Annotated in this window: 26 protein-coding genes; 14 read left to right on the top strand and 12 right to left on the bottom strand. The window is 72.4% G+C overall.

Going from position 1 to position 23,424, the window contains the following annotated elements:
* Nucleotides 1–40: 40 nt before the first annotated feature.
* Both ACZ3TI_RS25010 and ACZ3TI_RS25005 read right to left on the bottom strand, forming a co-directional pair.
* Nucleotides 41–262 (bottom strand): DUF397 domain-containing protein, encoded by a 222-nt coding sequence (locus ACZ3TI_RS25010; protein ID WP_465729744.1) that lies wholly within the window; start codon nucleotides 260–262, stop codon nucleotides 41–43.
* Nucleotides 255–1,124, bottom strand: a complete 870-nt coding sequence (locus tag ACZ3TI_RS25005; RefSeq protein ID WP_465729742.1) for a helix-turn-helix domain-containing protein — start codon at nucleotides 1,122–1,124, stop codon at nucleotides 255–257. Before ACZ3TI_RS25005 ends, ACZ3TI_RS25010 begins: the two co-directional genes overlap by 8 nt.
* A gap of 229 nt (nucleotides 1,125–1,353) precedes the next feature.
* Between ACZ3TI_RS25005 and ACZ3TI_RS25000 the strand changes: the two genes are divergently transcribed.
* From ACZ3TI_RS25000 to ACZ3TI_RS24965, 8 genes are all read left to right on the top strand, one after another.
* The gene (locus ACZ3TI_RS25000) at nucleotides 1,354–1,785 is read left to right on the top strand and encodes an ATP-binding protein (protein WP_465729740.1); all 432 of its coding nucleotides are present in this window, start codon (nucleotides 1,354–1,356) and stop codon (nucleotides 1,783–1,785) included.
* Nucleotides 1,786–2,018: 233 nt separating this feature from the next.
* Nucleotides 2,019–2,222 carry a hypothetical protein gene (locus tag ACZ3TI_RS24995; RefSeq protein ID WP_465729738.1) on the top strand — a complete coding sequence of 68 codons (204 nt, stop codon included), beginning with the start codon at nucleotides 2,019–2,021 and terminating at the stop codon, nucleotides 2,220–2,222.
* Nucleotides 2,200–2,715 (top strand): DUF6879 family protein, encoded by a 516-nt coding sequence (locus tag ACZ3TI_RS24990; protein WP_465729736.1) that lies wholly within the window; start codon nucleotides 2,200–2,202, stop codon nucleotides 2,713–2,715. The genes ACZ3TI_RS24995 and ACZ3TI_RS24990 overlap by 23 nt, the downstream gene beginning before the upstream one ends.
* On the top strand, nucleotides 2,691–3,005 hold the full coding sequence (locus tag ACZ3TI_RS24985; RefSeq protein WP_465729734.1) for a helix-turn-helix domain-containing protein: 315 nt from the start codon (nucleotides 2,691–2,693) through the stop codon (nucleotides 3,003–3,005). The genes ACZ3TI_RS24990 and ACZ3TI_RS24985 overlap by 25 nt, the downstream gene beginning before the upstream one ends.
* Before the next feature lie 50 nt (nucleotides 3,006–3,055).
* Nucleotides 3,056–3,541 (top strand): DUF5753 domain-containing protein, encoded by a 486-nt coding sequence (locus ACZ3TI_RS24980; RefSeq protein WP_465729732.1) that lies wholly within the window; start codon nucleotides 3,056–3,058, stop codon nucleotides 3,539–3,541.
* 219 nt (nucleotides 3,542–3,760) lie between these two features.
* Nucleotides 3,761–3,982, top strand: coding sequence for a hypothetical protein (locus ACZ3TI_RS24975; protein ID WP_465729730.1), 222 nt, complete (start codon nucleotides 3,761–3,763; stop codon nucleotides 3,980–3,982).
* A 106-nt stretch (nucleotides 3,983–4,088) separates the two neighbouring features.
* Nucleotides 4,089–4,325: a DUF397 domain-containing protein gene (locus tag ACZ3TI_RS24970; protein WP_465729728.1), complete on the top strand. Its 237-nt coding sequence runs from the start codon at nucleotides 4,089–4,091 to the stop codon at nucleotides 4,323–4,325.
* Nucleotides 4,326–4,695: 370 nt separating this feature from the next.
* The gene (locus ACZ3TI_RS24965) at nucleotides 4,696–5,748 is read left to right on the top strand and encodes a ferritin-like domain-containing protein (protein WP_465729726.1); all 1,053 of its coding nucleotides are present in this window, start codon (nucleotides 4,696–4,698) and stop codon (nucleotides 5,746–5,748) included.
* Between the two features lie 366 nt (nucleotides 5,749–6,114).
* Here the strand turns inward: ACZ3TI_RS24965 and def are convergent, their stop codons facing one another.
* The 8 genes from def to ACZ3TI_RS24925 all read right to left on the bottom strand — a co-directional run bounded on the left by def (nucleotide 6,115) and on the right by ACZ3TI_RS24925 (nucleotide 14,267).
* Entirely contained in the window at nucleotides 6,115–6,768 is a 654-nt protein-coding gene (gene def / locus ACZ3TI_RS24960) for a peptide deformylase (RefSeq protein ID WP_465729724.1), read from the bottom strand.
* Nucleotides 6,769–6,816: 48 nt separating this feature from the next.
* Nucleotides 6,817–7,809: a tetratricopeptide repeat protein gene (locus ACZ3TI_RS24955; RefSeq protein ID WP_465729722.1), complete on the bottom strand. Its 993-nt coding sequence runs from the start codon at nucleotides 7,807–7,809 to the stop codon at nucleotides 6,817–6,819.
* Between the two features lie 345 nt (nucleotides 7,810–8,154).
* Nucleotides 8,155–9,483, bottom strand: coding sequence for an HD-GYP domain-containing protein (locus tag ACZ3TI_RS24950; protein WP_465729837.1), 1,329 nt, complete (start codon nucleotides 9,481–9,483; stop codon nucleotides 8,155–8,157).
* 50 nt (nucleotides 9,484–9,533) lie between these two features.
* Entirely contained in the window at nucleotides 9,534–10,967 is a 1,434-nt protein-coding gene (locus ACZ3TI_RS24945; protein WP_465729720.1) for an HD-GYP domain-containing protein, read from the bottom strand.
* Nucleotides 10,968–11,319: 352 nt separating this feature from the next.
* Complete coding sequence (rsrA, locus tag ACZ3TI_RS24940) at nucleotides 11,320–11,733, bottom strand: mycothiol system anti-sigma-R factor (protein ID WP_465729718.1); 414 nt, start codon at nucleotides 11,731–11,733, stop codon at nucleotides 11,320–11,322.
* Nucleotides 11,730–12,473, bottom strand: a complete 744-nt coding sequence (locus ACZ3TI_RS24935; RefSeq protein ID WP_465729716.1) for a sigma-70 family RNA polymerase sigma factor — start codon at nucleotides 12,471–12,473, stop codon at nucleotides 11,730–11,732. The genes rsrA and ACZ3TI_RS24935 overlap by 4 nt, the downstream gene beginning before the upstream one ends.
* A 377-nt stretch (nucleotides 12,474–12,850) precedes the next feature.
* The gene (locus tag ACZ3TI_RS24930; RefSeq protein WP_465729714.1) at nucleotides 12,851–13,486 is read right to left on the bottom strand and encodes an alpha/beta hydrolase family protein; all 636 of its coding nucleotides are present in this window, start codon (nucleotides 13,484–13,486) and stop codon (nucleotides 12,851–12,853) included.
* 28 nt (nucleotides 13,487–13,514) lie between these two features.
* Nucleotides 13,515–14,267: an SOS response-associated peptidase gene (locus ACZ3TI_RS24925; RefSeq protein ID WP_465729712.1), complete on the bottom strand. Its 753-nt coding sequence runs from the start codon at nucleotides 14,265–14,267 to the stop codon at nucleotides 13,515–13,517.
* A 150-nt stretch (nucleotides 14,268–14,417) separates the two neighbouring features.
* Here ACZ3TI_RS24925 and ACZ3TI_RS24920 point away from each other — a divergent pair, with 150 nt between their 5' ends.
* The 5 genes from ACZ3TI_RS24920 to hisN all read left to right on the top strand — a co-directional run bounded on the left by ACZ3TI_RS24920 (nucleotide 14,418) and on the right by hisN (nucleotide 18,968).
* A complete protein-coding gene (locus tag ACZ3TI_RS24920) occupies nucleotides 14,418–15,143 on the top strand; it encodes a M50 family metallopeptidase (protein WP_465729710.1) in 726 nt (241 codons plus the stop codon).
* A 94-nt stretch (nucleotides 15,144–15,237) separates the two neighbouring features.
* Nucleotides 15,238–16,569, top strand: coding sequence for a 3-phosphoshikimate 1-carboxyvinyltransferase (gene aroA, locus ACZ3TI_RS24915; protein WP_465729708.1), 1,332 nt, complete (start codon nucleotides 15,238–15,240; stop codon nucleotides 16,567–16,569).
* Between the two features lie 15 nt (nucleotides 16,570–16,584).
* Nucleotides 16,585–17,640 (top strand): ribosome small subunit-dependent GTPase A, encoded by a 1,056-nt coding sequence (gene rsgA, locus ACZ3TI_RS24910; protein ID WP_465729706.1) that lies wholly within the window; start codon nucleotides 16,585–16,587, stop codon nucleotides 17,638–17,640.
* A 121-nt stretch (nucleotides 17,641–17,761) separates the two neighbouring features.
* A complete protein-coding gene (locus tag ACZ3TI_RS24905) occupies nucleotides 17,762–18,085 on the top strand; it encodes a DMT family transporter (protein WP_465729704.1) in 324 nt (107 codons plus the stop codon).
* Between the two features lie 85 nt (nucleotides 18,086–18,170).
* The gene (gene hisN / locus ACZ3TI_RS24900) at nucleotides 18,171–18,968 is read left to right on the top strand and encodes a histidinol-phosphatase (protein ID WP_396544470.1); all 798 of its coding nucleotides are present in this window, start codon (nucleotides 18,171–18,173) and stop codon (nucleotides 18,966–18,968) included.
* 70 nt (nucleotides 18,969–19,038) lie between these two features.
* On the opposite strand, the gene ACZ3TI_RS24895 is transcribed toward hisN, so the two are convergent.
* Nucleotides 19,039–20,514, bottom strand: a complete 1,476-nt coding sequence (locus ACZ3TI_RS24895; RefSeq protein ID WP_465729701.1) for a catalase — start codon at nucleotides 20,512–20,514, stop codon at nucleotides 19,039–19,041.
* A gap of 105 nt (nucleotides 20,515–20,619) precedes the next feature.
* Between ACZ3TI_RS24895 and ACZ3TI_RS24890 the strand changes: the two genes are divergently transcribed.
* Complete coding sequence (locus ACZ3TI_RS24890; protein WP_465729699.1) at nucleotides 20,620–21,045, top strand: Fur family transcriptional regulator; 426 nt, start codon at nucleotides 20,620–20,622, stop codon at nucleotides 21,043–21,045.
* 7 nt (nucleotides 21,046–21,052) lie between these two features.
* On the opposite strand, the gene ACZ3TI_RS24885 is transcribed toward ACZ3TI_RS24890, so the two are convergent.
* On the bottom strand, nucleotides 21,053–23,026 hold the full coding sequence (locus ACZ3TI_RS24885) for a tetratricopeptide repeat protein (protein ID WP_465729697.1): 1,974 nt from the start codon (nucleotides 23,024–23,026) through the stop codon (nucleotides 21,053–21,055).
* Between the last annotated feature and the right edge of the window lie 398 nt (nucleotides 23,027–23,424).

The raw sequence follows: 23,424 nt of genomic DNA, 5'->3' as shown, positions 1-23,424 counted from the left end.
CCCCGCACGGCCACAGCCCGTGCGGGGCACCGCTGTTAGTTCAATCGGTCGGAAACTCGCCGAGCTTGACCCCGGCGAGGAAGGAAGACCACGCCGAAGCCGGGAAGAGGAGGGCAGGCCCGTCGGGGTCCTTCGAGTCACGGACCGGCACGACCCCGGTCACGCCAACCGCAACCTCCACACAGTTGCTCTGCGCGCCTGAGAACGACGACTTTTGCCAGATGAGGTCAGCAGCGGCTGCACCCTCGTGGATGCTACTCATCGCTGTGCATTCCTTTCGCGATGCGCTCGATGAGCGCGACTGATTCCTTTCGAGGCAGAGACTCGGCCAACGCCCGCCGGAACAGGTTGGAGTACTTGAAGACCTCTCCCGGCTCCTCGATGTAGAGCGTGCTGAGGAGGCTGTCCACGTACACGACATCCGTCTCGGTACTCTCGGGGAAGCTCAGGATGACGAGCGGCCCGAACAGCGCGGCGTGGACATCCGAATCCTCCGGCAGCACCTGGACGTTGATGTTCGGCTGGTCTGCCATGACCAGCAGGTAGTCGAGTTGCTCGCGCATCACCGCCCGCCCACCGATCTGGTGCTTCAGCACGGACTCCGACAGCACGCCCCAGAGCCGGAGCGGAGACTCACGCTCCAGCACTGAGCGCCGTTCCCGTCGGACTTTCGTCAGCTGCTCGACCTGTTCAACGGTGGCGTCTTCTATCTGCGCCCGCACGACAGCTCGCGTGTAGTCCTCGGTTTGCAAGAGCCCTGGGACAAGAAAGGTCTCTACGCTGTAGGCGTCCGAGGCATCAGCCTCCAACGAGATGTAGTCCGCATAGAGGGGCGACAGCGCATCCGAATACCGGTCCCACCAGCCACGCAGCCGCCCATCGCGCGCCAGATCCTCCAACCGGCTACGCGTCGCCTGGTCCGTCACGCCGTAGAGGTCAAGTAGCAGCCGGAGATCCACAAGCCTGATACCGGACTGTGCGGCCTCGATCCGACTGATCTTGCTCTCGGCGCAGTCCAGTTGCCTGGCGGACTGCGCCATCGTCATCCGCGCAGCAACCCGCAGCTCCTTGAGCGTCCGAGCCAGACGTCGCTGTCGAACCGTCGGATTCCTGTTCACGGGCACGCGTTGACCTCCCAGCGGTATGTGCGTTGCCAGTCTGCCGCCCTCTGCCCGCGACAACAATCTTTGATCATTTCCAAAGTCGAGACTTGCACTCCAGAAGAACCGGGGGGGCATGCTACTCAACGTAGTCCGCTAGACGACACAACGTGATCACGGCGGGCTCTTCACCCGGGCATTCCCATGCCTTCTTCAGCCGCTGTCACCCGCACACTCCAGAGGTGGCCCCGCCATGCCTGAAACCATCTCCCCCGCCCCCACCGAGCAGACCTGCTGGCTGCCCAAGCACCCCGAGTCCCCCCGAGCCGCCCGTCAGGAGCTGCGCGACTTGCTGCTCCCCCACCCCTCCGGTGAACCGCTGCTCCCCACCGGCGAGTTGCTCGTGAGCGAGCTGGTCACCAACGCCGTGCGGCACGCCCGAACCCCGCGCGGACGCCTGATCTTCATCCGCTTCCACCTCGCCGCGGACGACACCCTCCGCATCGAGGTGCACGACGCCGACAGCGAGAAGCCCACCCTCCGCGACGCCTCCGAGCACGCCGAGGCCGGCCGAGGCCTGCTCCTCGTCCACGAGTTGGCCACCCAGTGGGGATGCTCCCCGCGCGACGGCGGTATCGGAAAGTTCGTCTGGTGCCACATCTGCCCCGAGACGGCCGCCGCGTGAGCGCCGTCCGGGCGGGGATCACGGACATCATGAGGCCCACCGAGTTCCGCACCCTGGACCACGCACTGCCCGTCCTCTGGGAGCGCGTGCGCTCTCCCCGTCTCCGCCCGGCGCTCACGCCGGGCGGAGACGGCCCACGCACCCGACCGATTTCTCGTTCTCGAAAGGAATTCTTGACCCGGCGCCTTCGGAGTCGGGAACATCGAGCGAGAAGCCAAGGGGAGGCAACAGCCATGAAGCTGACCGAACTCGACAGCTCCTGCGACAAGGGGCCATGTCCGACTATCTACGCCACTGACACCGGGGAGTTGGTCGTCCAGGGCTTCAAGGTGGAGGATCCGGAAGCGCTGGCGACAATGCAGCTTCCGGACACCGAGACAGCTGTACGAATCCCGATCGATCTCCTGATGAGGGTTGCCCGTGACCATCTCTCCTGACGCCTTCGACGGATTTCAGCAGGAGGCGTTCCGGCTGGAAACACTCGATGATTACAGCAAGTCCGGCAACGTCGATACATATCAGGCGTTCCTGGCCGGAGAGCCTCAGCCTGCCGACTACAACGCCATGTGGTTGGCGCAGGTCCGACGGAACACCGACGCCGGTCGCCGGATGTACCGGGTCCACGTCCTGGCGCGGCCGCTCACGCCGTACCTCCAATTCGAGCTGGGTTGGGGATACCGGACGAACGCCACGGCTGGCGAGGAGTTCTTCATCCTCGACATCACGGAGAAGTGGAACCCTCTCGAAGGCGTTCCCGACTTCTGGATGTTCGATGAGTCCACGACCGTTTCCATGACCTATGACGACGAAGGCGGGTTCCTCGGCGCAGAGGAGGAGGCCGACGTGCACAAGTGGGTTCACTGGCGAGACACGGCCTTGGATCATGCTGAGCCGTTCACGGCCTGGTGGGAGCGATACAACAGCAGGTGAGGGAAAACATCGGTAGCACGCTGCGGGAACTGCGAAAGGCCAGCGGGAAGGAGGCCAAAGCAGTCGCCCGCAGCGCTGCCATGTCTCCGTCCAAGTTGAGCCGCATCGAGACGGGGAAGCTCACCCCGACGGCGATGGACGTGGACCGCATCCTCACGGCCATCGGAGTGTCCGATGAAGTTCGGGCCGGCCTGGTCGAGACAGCCCGTCGGGAAGCTACCGAGGCCACGGCCTGGCGTTTGTATCGCCGCAGTGGGTTCCACCTGCACCAGGCGCCATCCAGGCCGTAGAGGCCGAGACTGCCGTTCAACGGATCTTCCAGCCGTCCTGCATCCCCGGCTTGTGCCAGACACCCGAGTATGTCCGGGCCATCCTGAACACGAAGGACCTGACAGACGAGATGCTGTCGCGGACCGTCGGCGCCCGACTCCAACGTCAAGCCGTACTCTTCGAGTCCGCCAAGTCGTTCCGCTACCTGATCACCGAATCGGTGCTGCGCTGGCGGCTTGTCTCCCCACCCGAGATGGCCGTCCAACTGGACCGGCTCATCTCGCTCTCTCGCCTCCCCAACGTGTCGATCGGCATCGTGCCACTGACCGCACCGATGACTGAAGCGCCGTCCTCATCGTTCGTCGTCTACGACAATCGGATGGTGATCGTGGAGATCCCCCATGCGGAAATCACCACCAGCGAGCCGAAAGACGTGGAGCTATACCTGGCGCGGTTCGCTCGATTCGAAGTCAAGGCTCTGACGGGCGAACCCATGCGGCGCATGCTCGAAGACATCCGGGACGAGTTCCTGGAGGAACAGGACGGCGGCCGGTAGCACGCAATCCTCGGTCCACAATGGGCCTCCCGCCTTCGGGAAGCACCCCAAGGTCGGTAGCCGAGCAGCCGAGCGCAGGAAGTCGACTCCTCCGACTTCCTGCACCACAACGGTAGCCACCCCTAATTCTTTCGGGAACAGGAAAGCGCACAGGAGTCGGGCCGGGCCTCCCGTAATTTGGTGGCTCCCCGAAACTCTTCCAGGATCCCGGGAGCCACCATGCCCGCCACGAATTCCGCACAGCCGAGCGAAACGAGCCCGCCGCCGAAGCGCCGCCGTACGCACGCGGAACTCATGGCGCTGGTCGACAACAATCCGGTCCGGAAGGACCTCACCACCGGGCGGCTGGTCGAGATCGTGGGCGCGCAGGACGGCCTGGCCCTGGTCCGGCCGCTGTTCGAGCCGGACGCCCCTCCCGCCGAGTTCCCGTCGAGCAGCTGACCACGCGCATCAGCCTCTGGAGCTGACTCCTCACACGTCCGCCCAAGTCCTGGGCGGAGCGGGGCCGTTCCGTGCGGCCCCATCACGACACCGGAAGGTGCAGGCGATGACCGATCACAACCTGTACGAACTCGACCTCTCCCGGGTCGAGTTCAACCGCGCGTGCGGCGGCAACCAGGGCGGGGGCGACGACGGCGAGTCGTGCGTGACCCTCGGCCTGGTGCGGCACGGCGTCTACGCCCTCGGCGACTCCAAGCGCCCCGACCGCGCGCCCCTGCTGTTCACCGCCGAGGAGCTGACCACCGCCGGGATCGACCCCGCCCGGTTCGGCCTCTCGGTCTGAGGCCCCTGGCTCCCGACCGCCGCCCGCCGCGACCTCGCCCTCGACCAACTCGCCCGTGGCTCCGACGTGGTGTGGTCCCGCTGGGTGTCCGACAGCCGCTGGTCGGGCCACTACGTCATCGTGTGCCCCAACAAGGCCTGGCCGAGCATCCCCTGCCCGACCGGGTAGCCCGCTCGGTAGTTCACGCCGGAGGACCGGTCGCCGCGCCGGGCCCCGCACCTCCCGTCGAGCGCCCGCCACGCGCCGCCCGTCCGAATGAACTCCCGGGCCACACCGACCTCCCACGCGTACGCACGATCCGCCCCGGGCTACGTTCCGCGCACAGCCGCACGACGAACACCCGCCGACCGAGAGGGGCCCACCCGTGCCGATGACCGGAATCCTGGACTACGAGAGCGACGCGATCGTCCAGCTGATGAACATCGCCGAGGAGGACTGGACGGAGCAGGAGCTCAAGGACGCCCTCCAGCGGGCGATCATGCTGGAGCTCTCCACCATCCCGCCCTACGCCACCGCGCTCTGGTCGATCACCGACCCGGACAACTCCAAGCCCGTCCGCCACACCATCCGCGAGATCGTCTTCGACGAGATGTCGCACTTCGGTCTGGTCTGCAACATGCTCACCAGCATCGGCGGCTCCGTCGTCCTCAACGACCCGCTCACCGTCCCCAAGTACCCGGGTGAGCTGCCCGGCGGGGTCAACCCCGGGCTCACCGTGTTCCTCAGCGGTCTGACCAGGGAGTCGGCCGCCCTCTTCGCCGACATCGAGAAGCCGGAGAACCCGCTCGCCTTCGCCGCCGACGGCAACACCATCGGCGCCTTCTACCAACGCATCGCCGACGTCTTCCCGAAGTTCGCCCACCTGCTCACCGGCCAGAACCAGGTGACCTTCCCGCTCTCGAACCACGGCGCCGGCAACAACATCGTCGCGATGAACACCATCGACGACGTGCTGAAGGCGATCACCGTCATCCAGTCCCAGGGCGAGGGCACCACGGCCTCCCCGGAGAACCCCTTCCCCGGCGCACCGGGTGAACTCGCCCACTACTACGCGTTCAAGGAGATCGCGGTCGGCAAGAAGCTGGTGAAGAATCCCGCGACCGGGAGGTTCGAGTTCACCGGCGCCGACGTTCCGCTCCCGGACGCCTCCCCGGTCGCCCGCGTCCCCGCCGGCGGCTGGGCCAACGACCCGGCCAACGCGCCCGACCCGACCACGGCCGACGCGTTGAGGACCTTCAACACGACCTACAGCACCATGCTGACCAACCTCCACGCGGCGTGGAACGGCAACGGGAACGCGCTCTTCGACGCGATCGGGAACATGGGCGACCTGGGCGACGCCGCGCGGACGATCAACGCCATCAAGCTCCCCGCCGACCCCCGCCACACCTACGGCCCGGAGTGGCTCTTCGTCTCCCACTGACCGAACCGCGCGCTCCCGCCCGGCGCACGAACGCCGGGCGGGAGCCCGACGAGCCGCCCACGCCTGCGCGACCGCCTCCCCGGTCTCGGCCTTCACCGCCTCCCCGGTCTCAGCCTTCACCGCCGGGCCCGCCCGCCGACAGCGCGCGGCCCATGACCTCGGCGACCCTCCTGGTGTTGCCGTGGGACACGGACGCGCACACGATGACGGCCTTCATGACGGCTCTCCTCCCGCTCGGTCACTCCTGGGCAAGGGACCGGGCGGGGCGGCGGAACGTGACATCGCCGGCCGGGAACGCCGAAGGCCGGTACGGAGAGCTCCGTACCGGCCTTCGCCGTGATGCCGGGCCCAACGGCCGCTGTGCCGTTACGCGTTCGGCACGGTCGCGTACTTCGGCGTGCCCTCGGCCATCTGCTTCAGGGCGTCCTTGCGGTCCCGCTTCGACAGCTTGTCGATGTAGAGGGTGCCGTACAGGTGGTCGGTCTCGTGCTGCAGGCAGCGGGCGAAGAAGCCGGTGCCCTCGACGCGGATCGGCTTGCCGTCCTTGTCGACGCCGGTCACCGCGGCGAAGTCCGGGCGGGGCAGCTCGGCGTAGGCGCTGGGGACGGACAGGCAGCCCTCGTTGCCGTCGTCGAGGACGCGGCGACGGCCGGCCGGGTACTCCTCCAGCTTCGGGTTGATCACGTGGCCGATGTGGCGCACGCCCTCGTCGTCCGGGCAGTCGTAGACGAAGACCTTGAGGTCCACGCCGATCTGGTTGGCGGCGAGGCCGACACCCTCGGCGGCGTACATCGACTGGAACATGTCGTCGATCAGCGCGGAGAGCTCGCCGTCGAAGGCGGTGACGTCCTTGACCTCGCGGTGCAGGACGGGGTTGCCGACGACGGTGATCGGACGGGCGGCGCCCTTGCTGAGGTCGGGCTCCTCGCCGATCACCTTCACGGGGGCCTCGGGAGCCGCCCCCTCCACGTCGTGCTCGTGCTCGTGCGAGTGGTCGTGCTGCTCGGCCTGCTCCGCCATGTCTTCGTCTTCCGCTTCCATAGGTCTACGCGTACCTCACCAGGGTACTCAGCAGACTTCTTCGAGATCCCGGTAAGCCCGGGTTCCGGGGGAGGCCGCGACCCAGCGGTCCAGCAGGGCCCGCACCAGGTGGGCGGGGGCGGCGATCCCGCACTCGCGCTCGACCAGCCAGGACATCCCGGCGGCGCCGCCCTGGCTGAGGTGGCTGAGGTGCCCGGGGTGGGCGGCGTCGCCGTCGTCGTGCGGGTCGTGGTGGGCGGCGATGCCGTCGTCGGAGGCCATCCGGCTCTCCGAGCAGGCGCGGCACAGCAGCCGCACCGAGGAGGTCCAGTCCTCGGCCGCGTAGCCGGCGTCGGCGACCAGCCGCTCCAGCGCGTCCCGGTCCCCGGCGGTGGAGGCCTGCAGCAGCACCACGTAGGTCGGCACCGGGGAGGGCGCCCACAGCTCGATCTCGTCGAACACGGGGTAGGCGACGCCATCGGTGACCCGCTCGCCGTGCGGGGCGCCGTCGTGCAGCACCACCTCGCCCCAGCGGCGGCCGGAGGAGGGCAGCGGGATGGAGAGCACCTCGATCCGGGCCGGGTCCAGGCGGCGGCCCCAGACCACCTCGGACTCGCCGTCCGGGGAGAGCCGCACCGGGGTGGTGCCGAGGTCCAGGCTGACCGGGCCGTCGGGCTGCCCGCCGGGGCCGCCGGGCAGCTTCAGCCCGTACGCCTGCCAGGCGCGGCGGGCCAGCGGCCAGTCCTGCAGGGCGGTGGCGGTGATGCCGAGGTTCCACCAGTCGGGGGCGCCGTGCTCGCGGTCCAGCAGGGCGACGGCCCGCAGGCCGGCCGAACGCGCCTGCTCCCAGTCCCGGCGGAACTTGTGCAGCAGGGCGAGGTTGAACCAGGAGTCGGAGAGCCAGGGCTCCAGGTCGGCGGCCATCACCAGCAGCGCGCCGGCGTCCTCGTAGCGGCCGTCGCCGATCAGCGTGAAGGCCCGGTCGGTCGTCTGCCGCCAGGTGGCGGACGGCCGGTGCCGTGCCCGGTGGAAGATCCTCACGTTCGTCCCTGCCGTCGTCGTCCGCTCAAGTCCCGTGCCACTGTGCCCGTACCGCCTCGGACGGCGGACGGGACCCGGTGCCCCGGGTCGGTGTTCCACGCTACGACCGCATCCAACCACGCCCGCCCCCGCCCGCGCTCCCCACCGCCGAGGTTGGGGTCCGCCCCTCCCCAGCCTGCCCGCCGGATCGCGCCCTCTCAACCCCTGGCGGGCGGAGCCCGGCCCCGGTCACCGGCCCGGGGGCTCCGGCCCGCCGGTCACCGCCCGCGGCCCCCGGCCCGCCACCACCGCCCGCAACCCCCCGCCCGCAGCCTCCGGGCCCCGGTCGACCCGGCGCTCCGGACCTCAGCCGCGGGCCGCACCGCCGACCCGGGCCAGCGCGTCCACCACCCGCGCGTCGTAGACCCGGCCGCGCCCCAGCCGGATCACCTCCAGCGCCTCCAGCCGCCCGACCGCCTCGCCGATGCCCCGGCCGCGCGCCGCGGTGAGCAGGTCGTCGTGGGCGTTGGCGACCCGGATGATCCGGGCCGCGAGCGGCACCGGGCCATCGCCGCCGGCCGGACCGACGCAGGGGTCGGCCAGCCGGGCGACCTGCTCCGCGACCTGCCGGGGCACCCCGGTGCGGCTGATCACCTCGCTGCCCAGCCGGGCGATCCGCTGCTGCTCGGCGCAGGGCAGCGCCGCGGTGGCGCCGTCCGGCACCGGTTCGACCAGGGACAGCTGGCCGACGTCGTGCATCAGCGCGGCGTACTCCAGCAGGGCGAGCTCGCGGGTGCCCAGGCCCAGCTCGCGCCCCAGCGCGCACGCCGTGTCCGCGACCCGGCGCGCGTGCCCGTGCGGGGTGTAGCCGGCCACCTCGGTGGCCCGGGCGAGGCTGGCGATGGTCTGCCCGGTGGTGGCCCGCACCGCGGCGGCCCGCCGGAAGGACACCTGGGCGAGCAGCAGCGGGGTGCAGAACAGCGGCAGTGCCCAGAGCCCGACCTCCCCGGCCGCGAGGCTGACCAGCATCCCGGTGGCGACGATCGCCGAACCGATCCCGAACAGCGAGCGCAGCTCGTCCTCCAGCGCCGCGGGGAACCGAAGCCCGCCCGCCGAACGGCGCAGCAGGGCCGCCAGGGTCGCGTCGCAGAGCGCGGCCAGCGCGGCGACGGCGGTCAGGAACGCCCCGTACGCCGGGCCCTCGGGCGAGAAGCGGTCGACCAGGCCGCCGTTGTACAGGGGCTGGAAGACGGCGGCCGCGAAGCCGACGGCGAGCAGCCGGCGGGCGGCGCTGTCGCGGCGGGCCTGGTCGCCCCAGGGCGGTCGGCGGTGCGGGCGGTCGGGGCGGTGCGGCAGGGCGAGCCCGGGCAGCCAGGCCAGCAGGAGGCCGACCCCGGTGACCGCGACCACCTGGAGCGTCCCGTGCGCGGTCGGCACCCCGCGCAGCGGCCCGAGCACGGCGTACGCCAGCGCACCGGCCGCGCCGATGGGCGCCTGTTCGCGATCCCCCGGAAGGGTGATCCGGACACACTCGCCGAGCGCGATCAGCGCGGTGAACGCCAGCGCGACCTCGGGCTCCGCGACCCCGCGCACCACGACCGCGCCCAGCGCGAGCGCCAGCAGCGCGGCGGCGGCCGCGTGCACCGCGCGGGCGGTGGGCCCGCACGCGGTACGACCGAGGAGCGCACGGACCAGGGCGGTACGGGCGCGGGCGGTGCGGCCGGGGGCCGCGCGGCCGGGCGCCGTCACGACTGCCCGGCCGCGGGGATGCTCCCGCCCTGGGCGGGCACCCGTCCGGGCGCCGCCCGGACGGGTTCGGGCACCCCCAGTGGGATGTCCGGGACGGCCCGGACGCAGTCCTCGGAGTACACCACCGGCTGCCAGCCGTGCACGGCCAGCGCGTCGATCAGCGCCCGCACCATCACCGGGTCGAACTGGCTGCCCGAGCAGCGCTCCAGCTCGGTGACCGCCTCGGCGACCGGGCGGCCGCGCCGGTAGGAGCGGGTGGAGGTCATCGAGTCGAAGGCGTCGGCGACCGAGATGATCCGCGCGAACTCGGGGATCTGCTCGCCGGTCAGGCCGCTCGGGTAGCCGCGTCCGTCCATCCGCTCGTGGTGGTGCAGGATCCCGGCGTGCGCCTCGCCGAGGAAGTCGATCCCGCGCACCAGCTCGAACCCGTACACCGGGTGGATCTCCACGGCCCGGCGCTCCGCCTCGGTGAGGGGACCGTTTCTGCGCAGCAGCTCGGTGGCCACCCCGAGCTTGCCGACGTCGTGCAGGATCCCGGCGAAGCGCAGGGTGCGCAGCCGTTCGTCCTCCATGCCGAGCTGAGTGGCGATCAGCACCGAGGCCCGGCCGACCCGTTCGCTGTGCCCGCGGGTGTAGGCGTCCTTGATCTCCACGGCCTGCACCAGCGACTGCACGGTGGCCTGGTGGGCGTCCCGTTCGCGCTGGCCCTGGGCGAACACCCAGGCGGAGATGGACAGCGGCAGCAGCGCCAGCAGCGCCGCGAACGCTCCGTACGGGCCCTGCCAGAGCACCGCGACCATCAGGCCGCCGGCCGCGTGCACCAGCACCGGCAGCCCGCACACCGAGCAGGCCCCGCGCAGCAGCACCCCGGCCCCGCGGCCCTCGCTGAGCATCACCATCACGCCCACCACCGCCCCGTTGACCAGGCAGAACGCGGCGACGGAGGCGAAGCCGGGCAGCAGCGCGGCGGGGAAGCGGGAACCCAGCAGCAGCTGCGGGCCGTGCAGCAGGTGGAAGACGACCGAGGAGACGAAGGCGCACAGCGCGAGCTGGGAGCCGTTGAACAGCTGGCGCCGGCGGCAGCCGGGCCCGCTCGGCCCGCCGAGCACCGCGGCCGGGGCGGCGACCAGGGCGGCGGCGGACGGCGGGAGCATCAGGACCCCGGCGAACAGCACCGGGAAGAAGGCGTTCACCCCGGGCCGGGCGGGCACCCGCTCGGGCGGCGGCGGGCGGCGCAGCAGCCGCCGCACCAGCACCAGGCAGGGGGTCGGCAGGCCCTGGGCCAGCGACTCCCAGCAACCGTGCAGGAAGGCCAGCAGTCCGACCTTGGGCCAGTCCACCGCTTCGCCGAGCCAGCGCGGCACCCCGGGGGCGGCCGCGGCGGGCAGCAGCGGCACCAGGCAGCACAGCGCCGCTACCGGGACGACCACCAGGTAGCGCGCCGCCCCCGGCGGCAGGGTCGCGCCTCCACTGTCGGTAGCGATCTCGACCTCCCCGCCGTCCGGGCCCGTGTTGCCTCAGCACGCCGGGCGAACCGGCGGTGAGCGTCCGTCAGGAGGATAGGCCGCCGTCCGGGCGCGGGGACGCATGATCGCGCGATGGCGCAGTTGGCGCACCGCCAACTCACTCGAACGAGTGACGGCGCGTGCGAGCACAGAACAGGAGCGGCCCCGGGAGCGCATGCTCCCGGGGCCGCTGAACTCCCTACCCGAACCACCCGAACTGCCCGAGCCGCCCGGTCCGCCCTCGTCGACGGACCGACGGACGGTCACGCCCGGCCGGTCACTCCGCCGGTGCTCCGGCCTCGACCGGCGCGCCGGGGCGCTCGGCGGGCTCCTCGCCCGCCCCGCCCTTCGCCGGCCTCGGCGCCGGACGGGCGGACTCGGCGTGCAGCTCGACCGCGGGCTCCACCGCGACCACCACCTGCTCGCCCGAGCGCTGCCCGGACCGGATCGAGTCGATCCTGGCCAACACCTTGCTGCGCAGGTCGGCCGGGGTGTCGTCGCACCCGCAGGAGCGCTTGATCAACGCCTTGATCGCCTGCTCCAGCCCGTACTGCTTCAGGCAGGGCGAGCACTCCTCGAAATGCACGCGCAACTTGGCGCAGTCGCCCTCGGCCATCTCGTTGTCGAGGAATTCATAGAGGTGGTCGAGGACCTCGCCACACTCGGTTTCGTGCGGATCGCCGCAGCTCATGAGCCCGAGCCCTTCGCTTCCTGCCCTGCCCCGCTACCGGCCGGGACGAGCCCGCGCTCACGGGCGTAATCCTCCAGCATGCCGCGCAGCTGACGGCGGCCGCGGTGCAGCCGGGACATCACCGTACCGATGGGAGTACCCATGATGTCCGCGATCTCCTTGTACGCAAAGCCTTCTACGTCCGCGAGATAGACGGCGATCCTGAATTCCTCCGGGATGGCCTGGAGCGCGTCCTTCACATCGCTGTCGGGGAGGTGGTCGAGCGCCTGGGTCTCCGCCGAGCGCAGACCGGTCGACATGTGCGACTCGGCCCTGGCCAGCTGCCAGTCCTCGATCTCCTCCGCCGCGGTGCGCTGGGGCTCCCGCTGCTTCTTGCGGTACGAGTTGATGAACGTGTTGGTGAGGATGCGGTACAGCCAGGCCTTGAGGTTCGTGCCCTCACGGAACTGGTGGAAGGACGCGTACGCCTTGGCGAACGCCTCCTGGAGCAGGTCCTCCGCATCGGCCGGGTTGCGCGTCATGCGCAGCGCCGCCGAGTACATCGGATCCAGGTAGCCCAGGGCGTCGCGCTCGAAGCGCTCCCGCCGGGCCTCCTCGCTCTCCTCCGCCGACACCCGGAAGGTGTCCTCACCGATCGCCTCGGCCAGCTCCTCACCGGTGAGCGCCTCGCCCGCAGGCCGGACCTCGTCCGGGCCACGACCCGGCTCGGCCTCGTGCTCGGTCCCGACGACCGGACCCACCTCCTCGGCATGACGGCCACGGCCCACGGCGGGCCGCCCAGAAATGGAGGATATCGGGCTGACGGGCTTCTCGCCCGCGTCAATCCACTCCGACCAGGAAGGGACGAAGGCCGTGGCGGCCTCGCGCTCCTCAGGCCGTTCGGGGCACGCGATCGAACCCATCTGCCCTGCCTCTCACCGGTGACTCGTGCTGACGAGGGTGTCAACCACACCGGCCCCGCCCACATTCCCGCCCGCACGCACCATTCACTCGCACGAGTGAGCGAGCGGAAACTCCCTGCTCACGGCGGCAGCGGCGCGGCGTCACGGCGACGCATCGGCACGGCGACGCAGCGGCACGGCGGCGCGGCGGCACGGCGACACCCGCGGCGGCGGCCTCACAGCAGCCGCAGCACCCAGTCCCCCACCGCCGCGCAGATCACGTCCAGCACCTCGTCCTGCCCCACCGGCGCCCGCTTGGGCACCGCGAAGCCGTGGCTGCCGTACGGCACCCCCACCAGCTCGTGCCCCTCCGGCAGCTCCGGGAACTCCTCCGGCCCGCCGAACGGGTCCTGCGCGCTCTGCACCACCAGCGTCGGCAGCCCGGACTCCAGCAGCTCCTCCGCGCGGCTCTTCTCCGGCTTGCCCGGCGGGTGCAGCGGGAACGCCAGCGCCACCACCCCCACCGCCCCGGTGGCCACGCCCGTCCGGCAGGCCACCCGCGCCCCGGCGCTGCGCCCTCCCACCACCAGCGGCAGGCCCTGCCCGGCCAGGTGCTCGGCGACCGGCCGCCAGCCGAGGTCCAGCGTCTTCGGCGCCGGGCCCAGCTTCCTGCCCGCCACCCGCCAGGGCTGCTCGACCAGCGCGACGTCGATCCCGCGCTCCGGCAGCTTCGCGGCCAGCGCCACCAGGTCCCGGGCCTCGATCCCGCCGCCCGCGCCGTGCCCCAGCGCCAGGACGGCCTTCGGCGCGGCCGCCCGGTGGTGGGTGATCCGGGCCTCCCCGGCCTCGGTGGGGACGAGTTCGGTGGTCATCTCTGCTACTCCCATACTCCCGAGCGCTTCAGAACAGGGTGGTCTCGTACTCGACCTCGACCCACGGCTCCTTGAGCTCCGGGCCGTTGTTGCGGATGCTGCCGACCGCCGGCGACACCGGGGTGGCCAGCAGCGCGCCGGGCGGCGGGGGTGTCAGCAGCCCGCGCAGCCCGTCCGGGTCGGTCTGCCGCGGGTCCAGCCACTCGTCCCAGGCCTCCGGGTCGAGGAACAGCGGCATCCGCTCGTGGATCGGCGCCAGCGACTCCTCGGCGTCCGTGGTGACGATCGTGAACGTCACCAGCCAGGCCTCCGGGTGCCCGGGCGGCACCGTCCGGTTGCGCCAGAACTCGTACAGCCCGGCCAGCGCCAGCGGGGTGCCGTCCGCCCGGGAGACGAAGTACGGCTTCTTGCGCGCCTTGCCCCGCTCGCCCGGCACCGTCTGCCACTCGTAGTAGCCGTCCACCGGCAGGACGCACCGGCGCGCGGCGAAGGCCTGCCGGTACGAGGGCTTCTCGTGCACCGTGTCCGACCGGGCGTTGATCATCTTCACCGCCGTCTCCGCGGTGTTCGACCACTGCGGCACCAGTCCCCAGCGCAGCACCCGCAGCTGCCGCACCGCCCGCGGCTGCTCCTTGGCCATCCGTTCCAGCACCACGAAGGCACTGTTCGTCGGCGCGACGTTCCAGTTCGGGTCCAGGGTCTCCTCGGGATCCCACTGCTCGACGTCGAACAGCTCGACGATGTCCTCGGGCTTGCTGCTGGCTGCGAACCGTCCGCACATGCGGGTCAGCTTGCCATGCCCGCCCGTCCGCGCCGCTTCCTCATCGCTTCCTCATGCCCGGACCAGAACCGCCCGCTCCCGCGTGCCCGTCCCCGCATGGGAGGCTGCCCCGAACGGCCCAACGCAGCGAACGGAGGCGGGGAAGATCAGATGAGCACCGACGACCAGACCCTGAGCGCCCTGTGGGACCAGGTCACCGGCAGCCAGCCCGCCCCGCCCGGCTGGCTGGTCCTGGCCACCGGCGCCGCCGCCCTGCTCACCGTCCTCACCCGCCCGCTCTGGCACGTCGCCCGCAACGCCGTCACCATCGCCCACGAGGGCGGCCACGGCCTGGTCGCGCGTCTCACGGGGCGCAAGCTCGCCGGCATCCGGCTGCACTCCGACACCTCCGGGCTCACCGTCTCCTACGGCCGGCCCACCGGCCCGGGCATGATCCTCACCGCCGCCGCCGGCTACACCGCGCCCGCCCTGCTCGGGCTCGGCTGCGCCGCCCTGCTCGCCGCCGACCGGATCACCCTGCTGCTCTGGCTGGCGATCGCCCTGCTGCTCGCCCTGCTCCTGCGCATCCGCAACGCCTTCGGCCTCTTCACCGTGCTGCTCGCCGGCGGCTCCTTCTTCCTGGTCTCCTGGTTCGGCAGCGCCGAGGTCCAGGCCGGCTTCGCCTACCTCGGCTGCTGGTTCCTGCTGTTCGGCGCCGTGCGCCCGGTCCTGGAGCTGCAGCACCAGCGCCGCATCGGCTGGGCCCGCGACTCCGACGCCGACCAGCTGGCCCGGCTCACCCACGTCCCCGCCCTCGCCTGGGTGACCGCCTTCCTGCTCGTCGCCCTCGCCTGCCTCGCACTCGGCGCGAGCTGGCTGCTCCAGCCGCTGCAGTGACCGGCCCGGCACGACCGCCCCGCGCCCGCCGCCCCCGTCCACGATCCGGCGGCCACGATCCGGGCGGTTCCGGTACGGCCCCTAGACTTGCCACATGACCGAGACCCTGTGGCCCGCCCCCGTCGCCACCAGCCCCGTCGACGCCACCGTCACCATCCCCGGCTCCAAGTCGGTCACCAACCGGGCCCTGGTGCTGGCGGCACTCGCCGCGAAGCCCGGCTGGGTGCGCCGTCCGCTGCGCAGCCGCGACTCCCAGCTGATGGCCGACGGCCTGCGCGCCCTCGGGGTCACCATCGAGGAGAAGGTCAACAACGACTCCGGCGGCACCGGCGGCGGCGAGGCCTGGCGGGTCATCCCCGCGCCCGCGCTGCTCGGCCCCGCCTCGGTCGACGTCGGCAACGCCGGCACGGTCATGCGCTTCCTGCCCCCGCTCGCCGTCCTCGCCGACGGCCCGGTGCACTTCGACGGCGACCCCCGCTGCTACGAGCGCCCCCAGCACGGCGTGATCAACGCCCTGCGCGCGCTCGGCGCCCGGATCGAGGACGGCGGCCGCGGCGCCTTCCCCCTCACCGTCCACGGCACCGGCTCGCTCGACGGCGGCCCGGTCGAGCTGGACGCCTCCTCCTCGTCCCAGTTCGTCTCCGCCCTGCTGCTCTCCGGCGCCCGCTACAACCACGGCATCGAGGTCCGGCACGTCGGCGGGCCGGTGCCGTCGCTGCCGCACATCCGGATGACCGTCGAGATGCTGCGCAAGGCCGGCGCCCAGGTCGACGCCCCCGAGGACGGCGGCGAGAAGGACGTCTGGCGGGTCACCCCCGGCGCCCTGATCGGCCGCGACCTGGTGGTCGAGCCGGACCTCTCCAACGCCGCGCCGTTCTTCGCCGCGGCCCTGGTCACCGGCGGCCGCGTCACCGTGCGCGACTGGCCCAAGCACACCACCCAGCCCGGCGACCAGCTGCGCGAGATCTACACCCGGATGGGCGGCGCCTGCGAGTTCACCGACGAGGGCCTGCAGTTCACCGGCACCGGCCGGATCCACGGCATCGAGGCGGACCTGCACGACGTCGGCGAGCTGACCCCGGTGATCGCCGCCGTCGCCGCGCTCGCCGACTCCGAGTCGCACCTGTACGGCATCGCCCACCTGCGCCTGCACGAGACCGACCGGCTCGCCGCGCTCGCCAAGGAGATCAACGACCTCGGCGGCGACGTCACGGAGACCGAGGACGGCCTGCGGATCCGCCCGCGCCCGCTGCACGGGGGCATCTTCCACACCTACGAGGACCACCGCCTGGCCACCGCCGCCGCGGTGCTCGGCCTCGCCGTGCCCGGCGTCGAGGTGGAGAACGTCGCCACCACCGCCAAGACCCTGCCCGACTTCCCGGGGATGTGGGCCGAGCTGCTCGGCGAAGCGGCGGCGGACCTCTGAGCGGAGACTGAGCACATGCGCCGCTACGGCAAGGACGCCGACGAGGACGACATCCGCAACCGCCCCGCCCGCCGGGGCTCCCGGCCGCGGACCAGGATCCGACCCAAGCACGAGGACGCCGCCGAGGCGATGGTGCTGACCGTCGACCGCGGCCGGCTCACCTGCCTGGTCGACCCGGGCACCAAGCACGAGCGCGAGGTCGTCGCCATGAAGGCCCGCGAGCTGGGCCGCAAGGGCGTCGTCGTCGGCGACGTGGTCAACCTGGTCGGCGACCTCTCCGGGGACGCCGACACCCTCGCCCGGATCGTCCGGGTCGAGGAGCGCAGCTCCGTGCTGCGGCGCACCGCGGACGACGACGACCCGTACGAGCGGATCGTCGTCGCCAACGCCGAGCAGCTGGCCATCGTCACCGCCCTGGCCGACCCGGAGCCGCGCCCCCGGCTGATCGACCGCTGCCTGGTGGCCGCCTACGACGCGGGCATGGAGCCGCTGCTGGTGCTCACCAAGTCCGACCTCGCCCCGGCCGCGTCGCTGCTGGACTCCTACGCCGCGCTCGGCATCCAGTACGTGGTCACCCGCCGCGACGAGCTGGAGACCACCGGCGCCGAGGCGGTCCGCGAGCACCTGCGCGGGCGCTCCACGGTGTTCATCGGGCACTCCGGCGTCGGCAAGACCACCCTGGTCAACGCCCTCGTCCCGGACCGCCAACGGCAGACCGGGCACGTCAACGCGGTCACCGGCCGCGGCCGGCACACCACCGTCTCGGCGCTCGCGCTGCGCCTGCCCCCGCCGCCCGGCGCCAAGCCGGGCTCCAAGAAGGCGCTGGACCCGGGCTGGGTGATCGACACCCCGGGCTTCCGCTCCTTCGGCCTCTCGCACATCGACCCGTCCCGGGTCATCCACGCCTTCCCCGACCTGGAGCCCGGCACTGCCGACTGCCCGCGCGCGTGCAGCCACGACGAGCAGGACTGCGCGCTGGACGCCTGGGTCGCCGACGGCCACGCCGAGGCCGCCCGGCTCTACTCGCTGCGCCGTCTGCTGTCCAGCAAGGAGGCCCGCGAGGGCGACTGAGCCCGGGGCTCCGCGGCGGAGTTCGCGACCGGTTCGAGGTGTCGGACCGTGCCCGCCTGGCGATCATAGGAAAGTCGGGCCGCGCACGGTCCGACCCGTCGATCGACTGGGAGGGCACACGATGGCATGGGCCCTGGTGGTCCTGGCCGGCCTGCTGGAGACCGGCTTCGCGATCAACCTCAAGCTCAGCGAGGGCTTCACCAAGCTCTGGCCCACCATCAGCTTCTGCGTGTTCGCCCTCGGCAGCTTCGGCCTGCTCACCCTCTCCCTGAAGAGCCTGCCGGTCGGCCCCGCCTACGCGGTGTGGACGGGCATCGGCGCGGCGGGCACCGCCGTCTACGGCATGGTCTTCCTGGACGAGAGCACCTCGGTGCTCAAGCTGGTCTCGATCTCCCTGGTGATCGCCGGCGTCATCGGCCTCCAGCTCACCGGCACGGCGCACTGAGACGCCGCGGGGCGCATCGGGACGCTCCGTCCCGCTCCGCGAGCCCGGCTGTGCCGATCGGGGCGGGCTCGCTAGGGTTTCGGACATGGCCGACTACCACGACGATCTCCGACTCGCCCACGTCCTCGCCGACTCGGCCGACTCGGTCACCCTGGAGCGCTTCCGCGCCCTCGACCTGAAGATCGAGACCAAGCCCGACCTCACCCCGGTGAGCGACGCCGACAAGGCCGCCGAGGAGCTGGTGCGCAGCGTGCTGCAGCGCGCCCGTCCGCGCGACGCGATCCTGGGCGAGGAGTTCGGCCTGCAGGGCTCCGGCCCGCGCCGCTGGGTGATCGACCCGATCGACGGCACCAAGAACTACATCCGCGGCGTCCCGGTCTGGGCCACCCTGATCGCCCTGCTGGAGGACGGCCCGGACGGCGTCGAGCGCCCGGTGGTCGGCATCGTGTCCGCCCCCGCGCTGCAGCGCCGCTGGTGGGCGGCCAAGGGCCTCGGCGCCTTCGCCGGCCGCAGCCTGGCCAAGGCCTCCCGGATCCACGTCTCCGGCGTCTCCCGGATCGAGGACGCGTCCTTCTCGTACTCCTCGCTCACCGGCTGGGAGGAGCGCGGCCGCCTCGACCCGTTCCTGGACCTCACCCGCGCCTGCTGGCGCACCCGCGCGTACGGCGACTTCTGGTCCTACATGATGGTCGCCGAGGGCGCGGTCGACATCGCCGCCGAGCCCGAGCTGTCGCTCTGGGACATGGCGGCGAACTGCGTCATCGTCGAGGAGGCCGGCGGGCGCTTCACCGGCCTGGACGGCATCCCCGGCCCGGGCGGCGCCGACGCCGTCGCCTCCAACGGCCTGCTGCACGAGGAAGCGCTGCGCCGGCTCTCGGTCTGAACGTGGTTGCAGGCCCTGTGACCAGTGGGAGCCGGTCACAGGGCCTGCTGCTTTCCCGGCCCGGTTGCCGCTACTGCTTGCGCAGCTCCCGGACCGCCGCGTCCAGCCGCTGCCCGTAGTCGGCGTCGGCCTTGCGGAAGTTGTCGATCGCCCGCTCCACGATGTCCTCGCGGTCGGCGGAGACCTTGGCGATGAAGCCCGCCAGGTTGGCGATCAGTCGCTGCTTCTCGTCCTCCGAGAACAGCCGGTACAGGGTGCCGGCCTGCACGAAGTCGTCGTCCTCGGCGTGCGAGGGCGCCACGTGGTTGCCGGTGTGCCCGTCGACGGCGGTGGCGGCCCACAGCGGGCGACCGGTCTGCACCGGGCCGCCGAAGCTGTTCGGCTCGTAGTTCTTCTGCCGCCCGTGGCGCCCGTCGTACAGGTGGCCGTCGCGGCCGTTGGTGCGGGCCTCGGTGGCGTGCGGGCGGTTCACCGGCAGGTGGTCGGCGTTGATGCCGACCCGGTAGCGGTGGGCGTCGGCGTACGCGAACAGGCGGCCCTGCAGCATCTTGTCCGGAGACGGGCCGATGCCGGGCACGAAGTGCGCCGGGGAGAAGACCGACTGCTCGACCTCGGCGAACACGTTGTCGGGATTGCGGTTGAGCTCCAGCCGGCCGATCTCGATCGGCGGGTAGTCGGCGTGCGGCCAGACCTTGGTCAGGTCGAAGGGGTTGAAGCGGTAGGCCGCCGCGTCCGCCGCCGGCATGATCTGGACCTGCACCGTCCAGCTGGGGAACTCGCCGCGCTCGATCGACTCGCGCAGGTCGCGCTGGTGGCTGTCCGGGTCCTCGCCGGCGAGGGCGTTGGCCTCGGCCTGGGTGAGGTTGCGGATGCCCTGGTCGGTCTTGAAGTGGTACTTGACCCAGAAGTGCTCGCCGGCCTCGTTCTGCCACTGGAAGGTGTGCGAGCCGTAGCCGTTCATGTGGCGGTAGGAGGCCGGGATGCCGCGGTCGCCGAACAGCCAGGTGACCTGGTGGGTCGCCTCGGGCGACAGGCCCCAGAAGTCCCAGACGTTGTCGGCCTCCTGCGAGCCGGTGTACGGGTCGCGCTTCTGGGTGTGGATGAAGTCGGGGAACTTGATGGCGTCCTTGATGAAGAACACCGGAGTGTTGTTGCCGACGAGGTCGTAGTTGCCCTCCTCGGTGTAGAACTTCAGCGCGAAGCCGCGCGGGTCGCGCACCGCGTCGGCCGCGCCGAGGTTGCCCGCGACGGTGGAGAAGCGCAGGAAGACCTCGGTCTGCTTGCCGACCTCGGACAGGAAGGCCGCCCGCGTCCAGGGCGTCACGTCGGCGGTGACCGTGAAGGTGCCGTACGCCCCGGCGCCGCGGGCGTGCACCACGCGCTCCGGGATCCGCTCGCGGTTGAAGTGGGCGAGCTTCTCGAAGAGCAGCTGGTCCTGGATCAGGGCCGGGCCGCCGACGCCTGCGGTCTCGGTGTTCTGGTTGTCGGCGACGGGGGCACCCGCCTCCGTGGTGAGGGTCGGGCTCAGCTCGTCCTGCGTGGTCATAACGGGTGCCTCCACGGGGTCCGGTCGTGATGACACGATCCTAACTTGGACTTTGTCCAAGTCAACACTGGAATCAATCCCGGACCCTGACTTAATCTGGTGTCCATGAACGACCTGCTGGAGAGACTGCGCGAACGCGGCTGGCGGCTGACCTCGCAGCGCCGGGTCGTGGCCGAGGTCCTCGGCGGCGAGCACGTGCACCTCACCGCCGACGAGGTGCACGCCCGCGCGGCGGCCCGGCTGCCCGAGATCAGCCGCGCCACCGTCTACAACACGCTCGGCGAGCTGGTCGCCCTCGGCGAGGTGCTGGAGGTCGCCACCGACGGCCGCGCCCGCCGCTACGACCCCAACGCGCACCGCGCCCACCAGCACCTGGTCTGCTCGGGCTGCGGCGCGATCCGGGACGTCCACCCGCACGGCGACCCGCTCGCCGCACTCCCCGCCGCCGAGCGCTTCGGCTTCACCGTGACGACCGCCGAGGTCACCTACCGCGGCCTGTGCCCCGAATGCCGCCCCCGGAGCAGGAGTTGAGCCCGCGCTACGCGCTCAGCTCGGCGTGCAGCGCGCCCAGCAGCCGTCCGGCGCGCTCCGCCACCTCGGCCGGACCGTAGTCGATCGCCCGCCGGCACCAGTTCTCCGCCTGCACCGGCTCGCCCCGGCGCAGCGCCAGCAGCGCGAGGCGCAGCGCGGCCCGTCCGTGCCCGGCGTCCGCGGCCCGGGTGTACCAGAGCATCGCCTCGGCCTCGCTGTCCTGCCGGGCCAGCAGCAGCCCCAGGTTGAACGCGGCGCTGCGGCTGCCGGCCTCGGCGGCCCGCCGGTACCAGCTCTCGGCGATCTCCAGCGCCCCGCGCTCGGCCGCCCGCACGCCCATCCGCACCTGCGCCCGCCGGTGCCCGGCGTCGGCCGCCAGCGCGTACCAGTGCTCGGCCTCGGCGTCCGCGTCCCCGCGCCGGTCCAGTAGCGAGGCCAGCCGGAACGCGCCCTCCGCGGAGCCGCCCGCGGCCGCCTGCCGGTAGCGCTCCAGCGCCCCGGCCAGGTTCCCGCGCTGCTCCTGGGCGACCGCCAGCTGCAGCGCCGCCTCGCCGTGCCCCTCGGCGGCGGCCCGCGCGTACCACTCCTGGGCCTGCCGCTGCTCGCCGCGCCCGGCGTGCAGCACGCCGAGGTTGAAGGCGCCGTCCACGCTGCCCGCCTCGGCGGCCTTGGAGAACCACGGCTGGGCGCCGGACTCGTCGCCGCGCTGCAGCAGCACCACGGCCAGCGCGTTGCAGGCCTCCCGGTGCCCGGCGTACGCGGCCCGGCGGTACCACTGCTCGGCCTGCTGCTCGCGGCCGGTGCCGGCGCAGAGCAGGCCGAGGTTGAAGGCGCCGTTCTGATCGCCCGCGTCCAGGGCGACGCGGTACCAGCGCTCGGCCTCCTTGGCCTCGCCGCGGCTCGCGTGCAGGGCGCCGAGCGCGTTGGCGGCGTTGCCGTCCCCGGCCTCGGCGGCCTCCTGCCACCACTCGGCGGCCGCCGCGAGGTCCCCGGAGTCGCGCAGCAGGAAGCCCAGCGCGCAGGCCGCGCGCGGCTCGCCGTTCTGCGCGGCCTGCCGGTACCAGCGGGCCGCCTCCTCCAGCAGCGGCTGCTCGGTGCGGGAGCGCTCCTCCAGCAGGACGCCGAGGCGCAGCGCGGCGCGGGCGTGGCTGCGGGCGGCGGCGGTGCGGTACCAGGTCTCGGCGGTCTCCTTGTCCCCGGCGGCCTCGCGCATCCGGGCCAGCCGGTAGGCGGCCTCCCGGTGCCCGGCGTCGGCGGAGACCTTGAACCAGCGCTCGGCCCGTACGTCCCGGCGGTGCTCCATCAGGTCGCCCAGCGCGTAGGCGCCGAGCGGGTGGCCGTGGTCGGCGGCGAAGTGCAGCCAGTACTCGGCGGCCTCCTCCTCGCCCTGGTCGCGCAGCTGCAGCCCGAGCGCGTGCGCGGCCGGGGCACTGCCCGCGACGGCGGCCTGGCGCCACCACTGGGCGGCCTCGGCCCGGTGGCCCTGCTGGTGCAGCAGCACGCCGAGGTTGTTGGCGGCGGCGCGCACCCCGGCCGCGGCCGCGGCGCGCAGGTACGGTTCGGCGTCCTCCAGGTCGCCGCGGCGCAGCAGCAGAGTGCCCAGCCGGCCGGCGGCGTCCGGGTCCCCGCCGTCGGCGGCCTGCCGGTGCCGGGCCTCCAGGGCGGCGGACTCGCGGGCGGCGAGCGCGGTCTCGAAGCTGGTCGGGTCCAGGCCCGCCGGGTCGAGCGCGGCGCCGGAGGCCGGCTCCTCGCCGGGGCGCTCCCCGTACGCGCCGACGGCGGCGGCGAACTGGCGGGTGGGCACGTGGACCAGGCTGTCCGGGCCGTAGCCCGGGGTGGGGCGCTCGGACAGTCCGCTGGTGCGCTGGGCGGGCAGGGCTCCGGGGCGGCTGTCGGGGCTCTCGACGCTCTCCGCCCAGGCGTCGGTGTCCGCCTCGGGTGCCGCGGCGGACTTGGCGCCTGACTTGCCGATCAGCCTCATGCCGACTCCCGCTCCCCCAGAGTGTCGCGGCATCGTGTCCCGGCGTACGACCGGGGGGACTCCCAGGAGAGGCGCCGGACCCGACGGCTGGTCAGCAGCCGTGCACCGTCCCCCATGTGTCCCATCGTCGCATCACCCGCTACCCGCGTACACCTGCCCCGGCCGAATTCGGGCGGGGCCGACCCGAAGCCGACGAACTTGCTTCGGCGCTTTGTCGATTTCCCGACACATCCACCCCACAAACCCCGCTGCCGTCCTCCTTGGCGACGGTCGATAGTACCGGAGCGGTTCCCACCGCTTCGGGATCGCGCGACCGCCCCCGGGGGAAACCCCCGGAAACGGGCCCGGAAACACCGGAGGCCCGGAGGAAGGATCCTCCGGGCCTCTGGCCTTTGTAG

Source organism: Kitasatospora sp. NPDC023120 (assembly GCF_055560835.1).
The sequence above is the reverse complement of the archived record's forward strand: the minus strand, read 5'-3'. Positions and strand labels throughout refer to the sequence as shown.

What these genes read in the sequence shown, in the direction of transcription:
- ACZ3TI_RS25000 (WP_465729740.1), top strand. Translation starts at nt 1,354, where the DNA reads ATGCCTGAAACCATCTCCCCCGCCCCCACCGAGCAGACCTGCTGGCTG.
- ACZ3TI_RS24970 (WP_465729728.1), top strand. Translation starts at nt 4,089, where the DNA reads ATGACCGATCACAACCTGTACGAACTCGACCTCTCCCGGGTCGAGTTC.
- ACZ3TI_RS24995 (WP_465729738.1), top strand. Translation starts at nt 2,019, where the DNA reads ATGAAGCTGACCGAACTCGACAGCTCCTGCGACAAGGGGCCATGTCCG.
- ACZ3TI_RS24930 (WP_465729714.1), bottom strand. Translation starts at nt 13,486, where the DNA reads ATGACCACCGAACTCGTCCCCACCGAGGCCGGGGAGGCCCGGATCACC.
- ACZ3TI_RS25010 (WP_465729744.1), bottom strand. Translation starts at nt 262, where the DNA reads ATGAGTAGCATCCACGAGGGTGCAGCCGCTGCTGACCTCATCTGGCAA.
- ACZ3TI_RS24905 (WP_465729704.1), top strand. Translation starts at nt 17,762, where the DNA reads ATGGCATGGGCCCTGGTGGTCCTGGCCGGCCTGCTGGAGACCGGCTTC.
- ACZ3TI_RS24925 (WP_465729712.1), bottom strand. Translation starts at nt 14,267, where the DNA reads ATGTGCGGACGGTTCGCAGCCAGCAGCAAGCCCGAGGACATCGTCGAG.
- rsgA (WP_465729706.1), top strand. Translation starts at nt 16,585, where the DNA reads ATGCGCCGCTACGGCAAGGACGCCGACGAGGACGACATCCGCAACCGC.
- ACZ3TI_RS24885 (WP_465729697.1), bottom strand. Translation starts at nt 23,026, where the DNA reads ATGAGGCTGATCGGCAAGTCAGGCGCCAAGTCCGCCGCGGCACCCGAG.
- ACZ3TI_RS24965 (WP_465729726.1), top strand. Translation starts at nt 4,696, where the DNA reads ATGACCGGAATCCTGGACTACGAGAGCGACGCGATCGTCCAGCTGATG.
- ACZ3TI_RS24890 (WP_465729699.1), top strand. Translation starts at nt 20,620, where the DNA reads ATGAACGACCTGCTGGAGAGACTGCGCGAACGCGGCTGGCGGCTGACC.
- ACZ3TI_RS24975 (WP_465729730.1), top strand. Translation starts at nt 3,761, where the DNA reads ATGCCCGCCACGAATTCCGCACAGCCGAGCGAAACGAGCCCGCCGCCG.
- ACZ3TI_RS24895 (WP_465729701.1), bottom strand. Translation starts at nt 20,514, where the DNA reads ATGACCACGCAGGACGAGCTGAGCCCGACCCTCACCACGGAGGCGGGT.
- rsrA (WP_465729718.1), bottom strand. Translation starts at nt 11,733, where the DNA reads ATGAGCTGCGGCGATCCGCACGAAACCGAGTGTGGCGAGGTCCTCGAC.
- def (WP_465729724.1), bottom strand. Translation starts at nt 6,768, where the DNA reads ATGGCGGAGCAGGCCGAGCAGCACGACCACTCGCACGAGCACGAGCAC.
- aroA (WP_465729708.1), top strand. Translation starts at nt 15,238, where the DNA reads ATGACCGAGACCCTGTGGCCCGCCCCCGTCGCCACCAGCCCCGTCGAC.
- hisN (WP_396544470.1), top strand. Translation starts at nt 18,171, where the DNA reads ATGGCCGACTACCACGACGATCTCCGACTCGCCCACGTCCTCGCCGAC.
- ACZ3TI_RS24920 (WP_465729710.1), top strand. Translation starts at nt 14,418, where the DNA reads ATGAGCACCGACGACCAGACCCTGAGCGCCCTGTGGGACCAGGTCACC.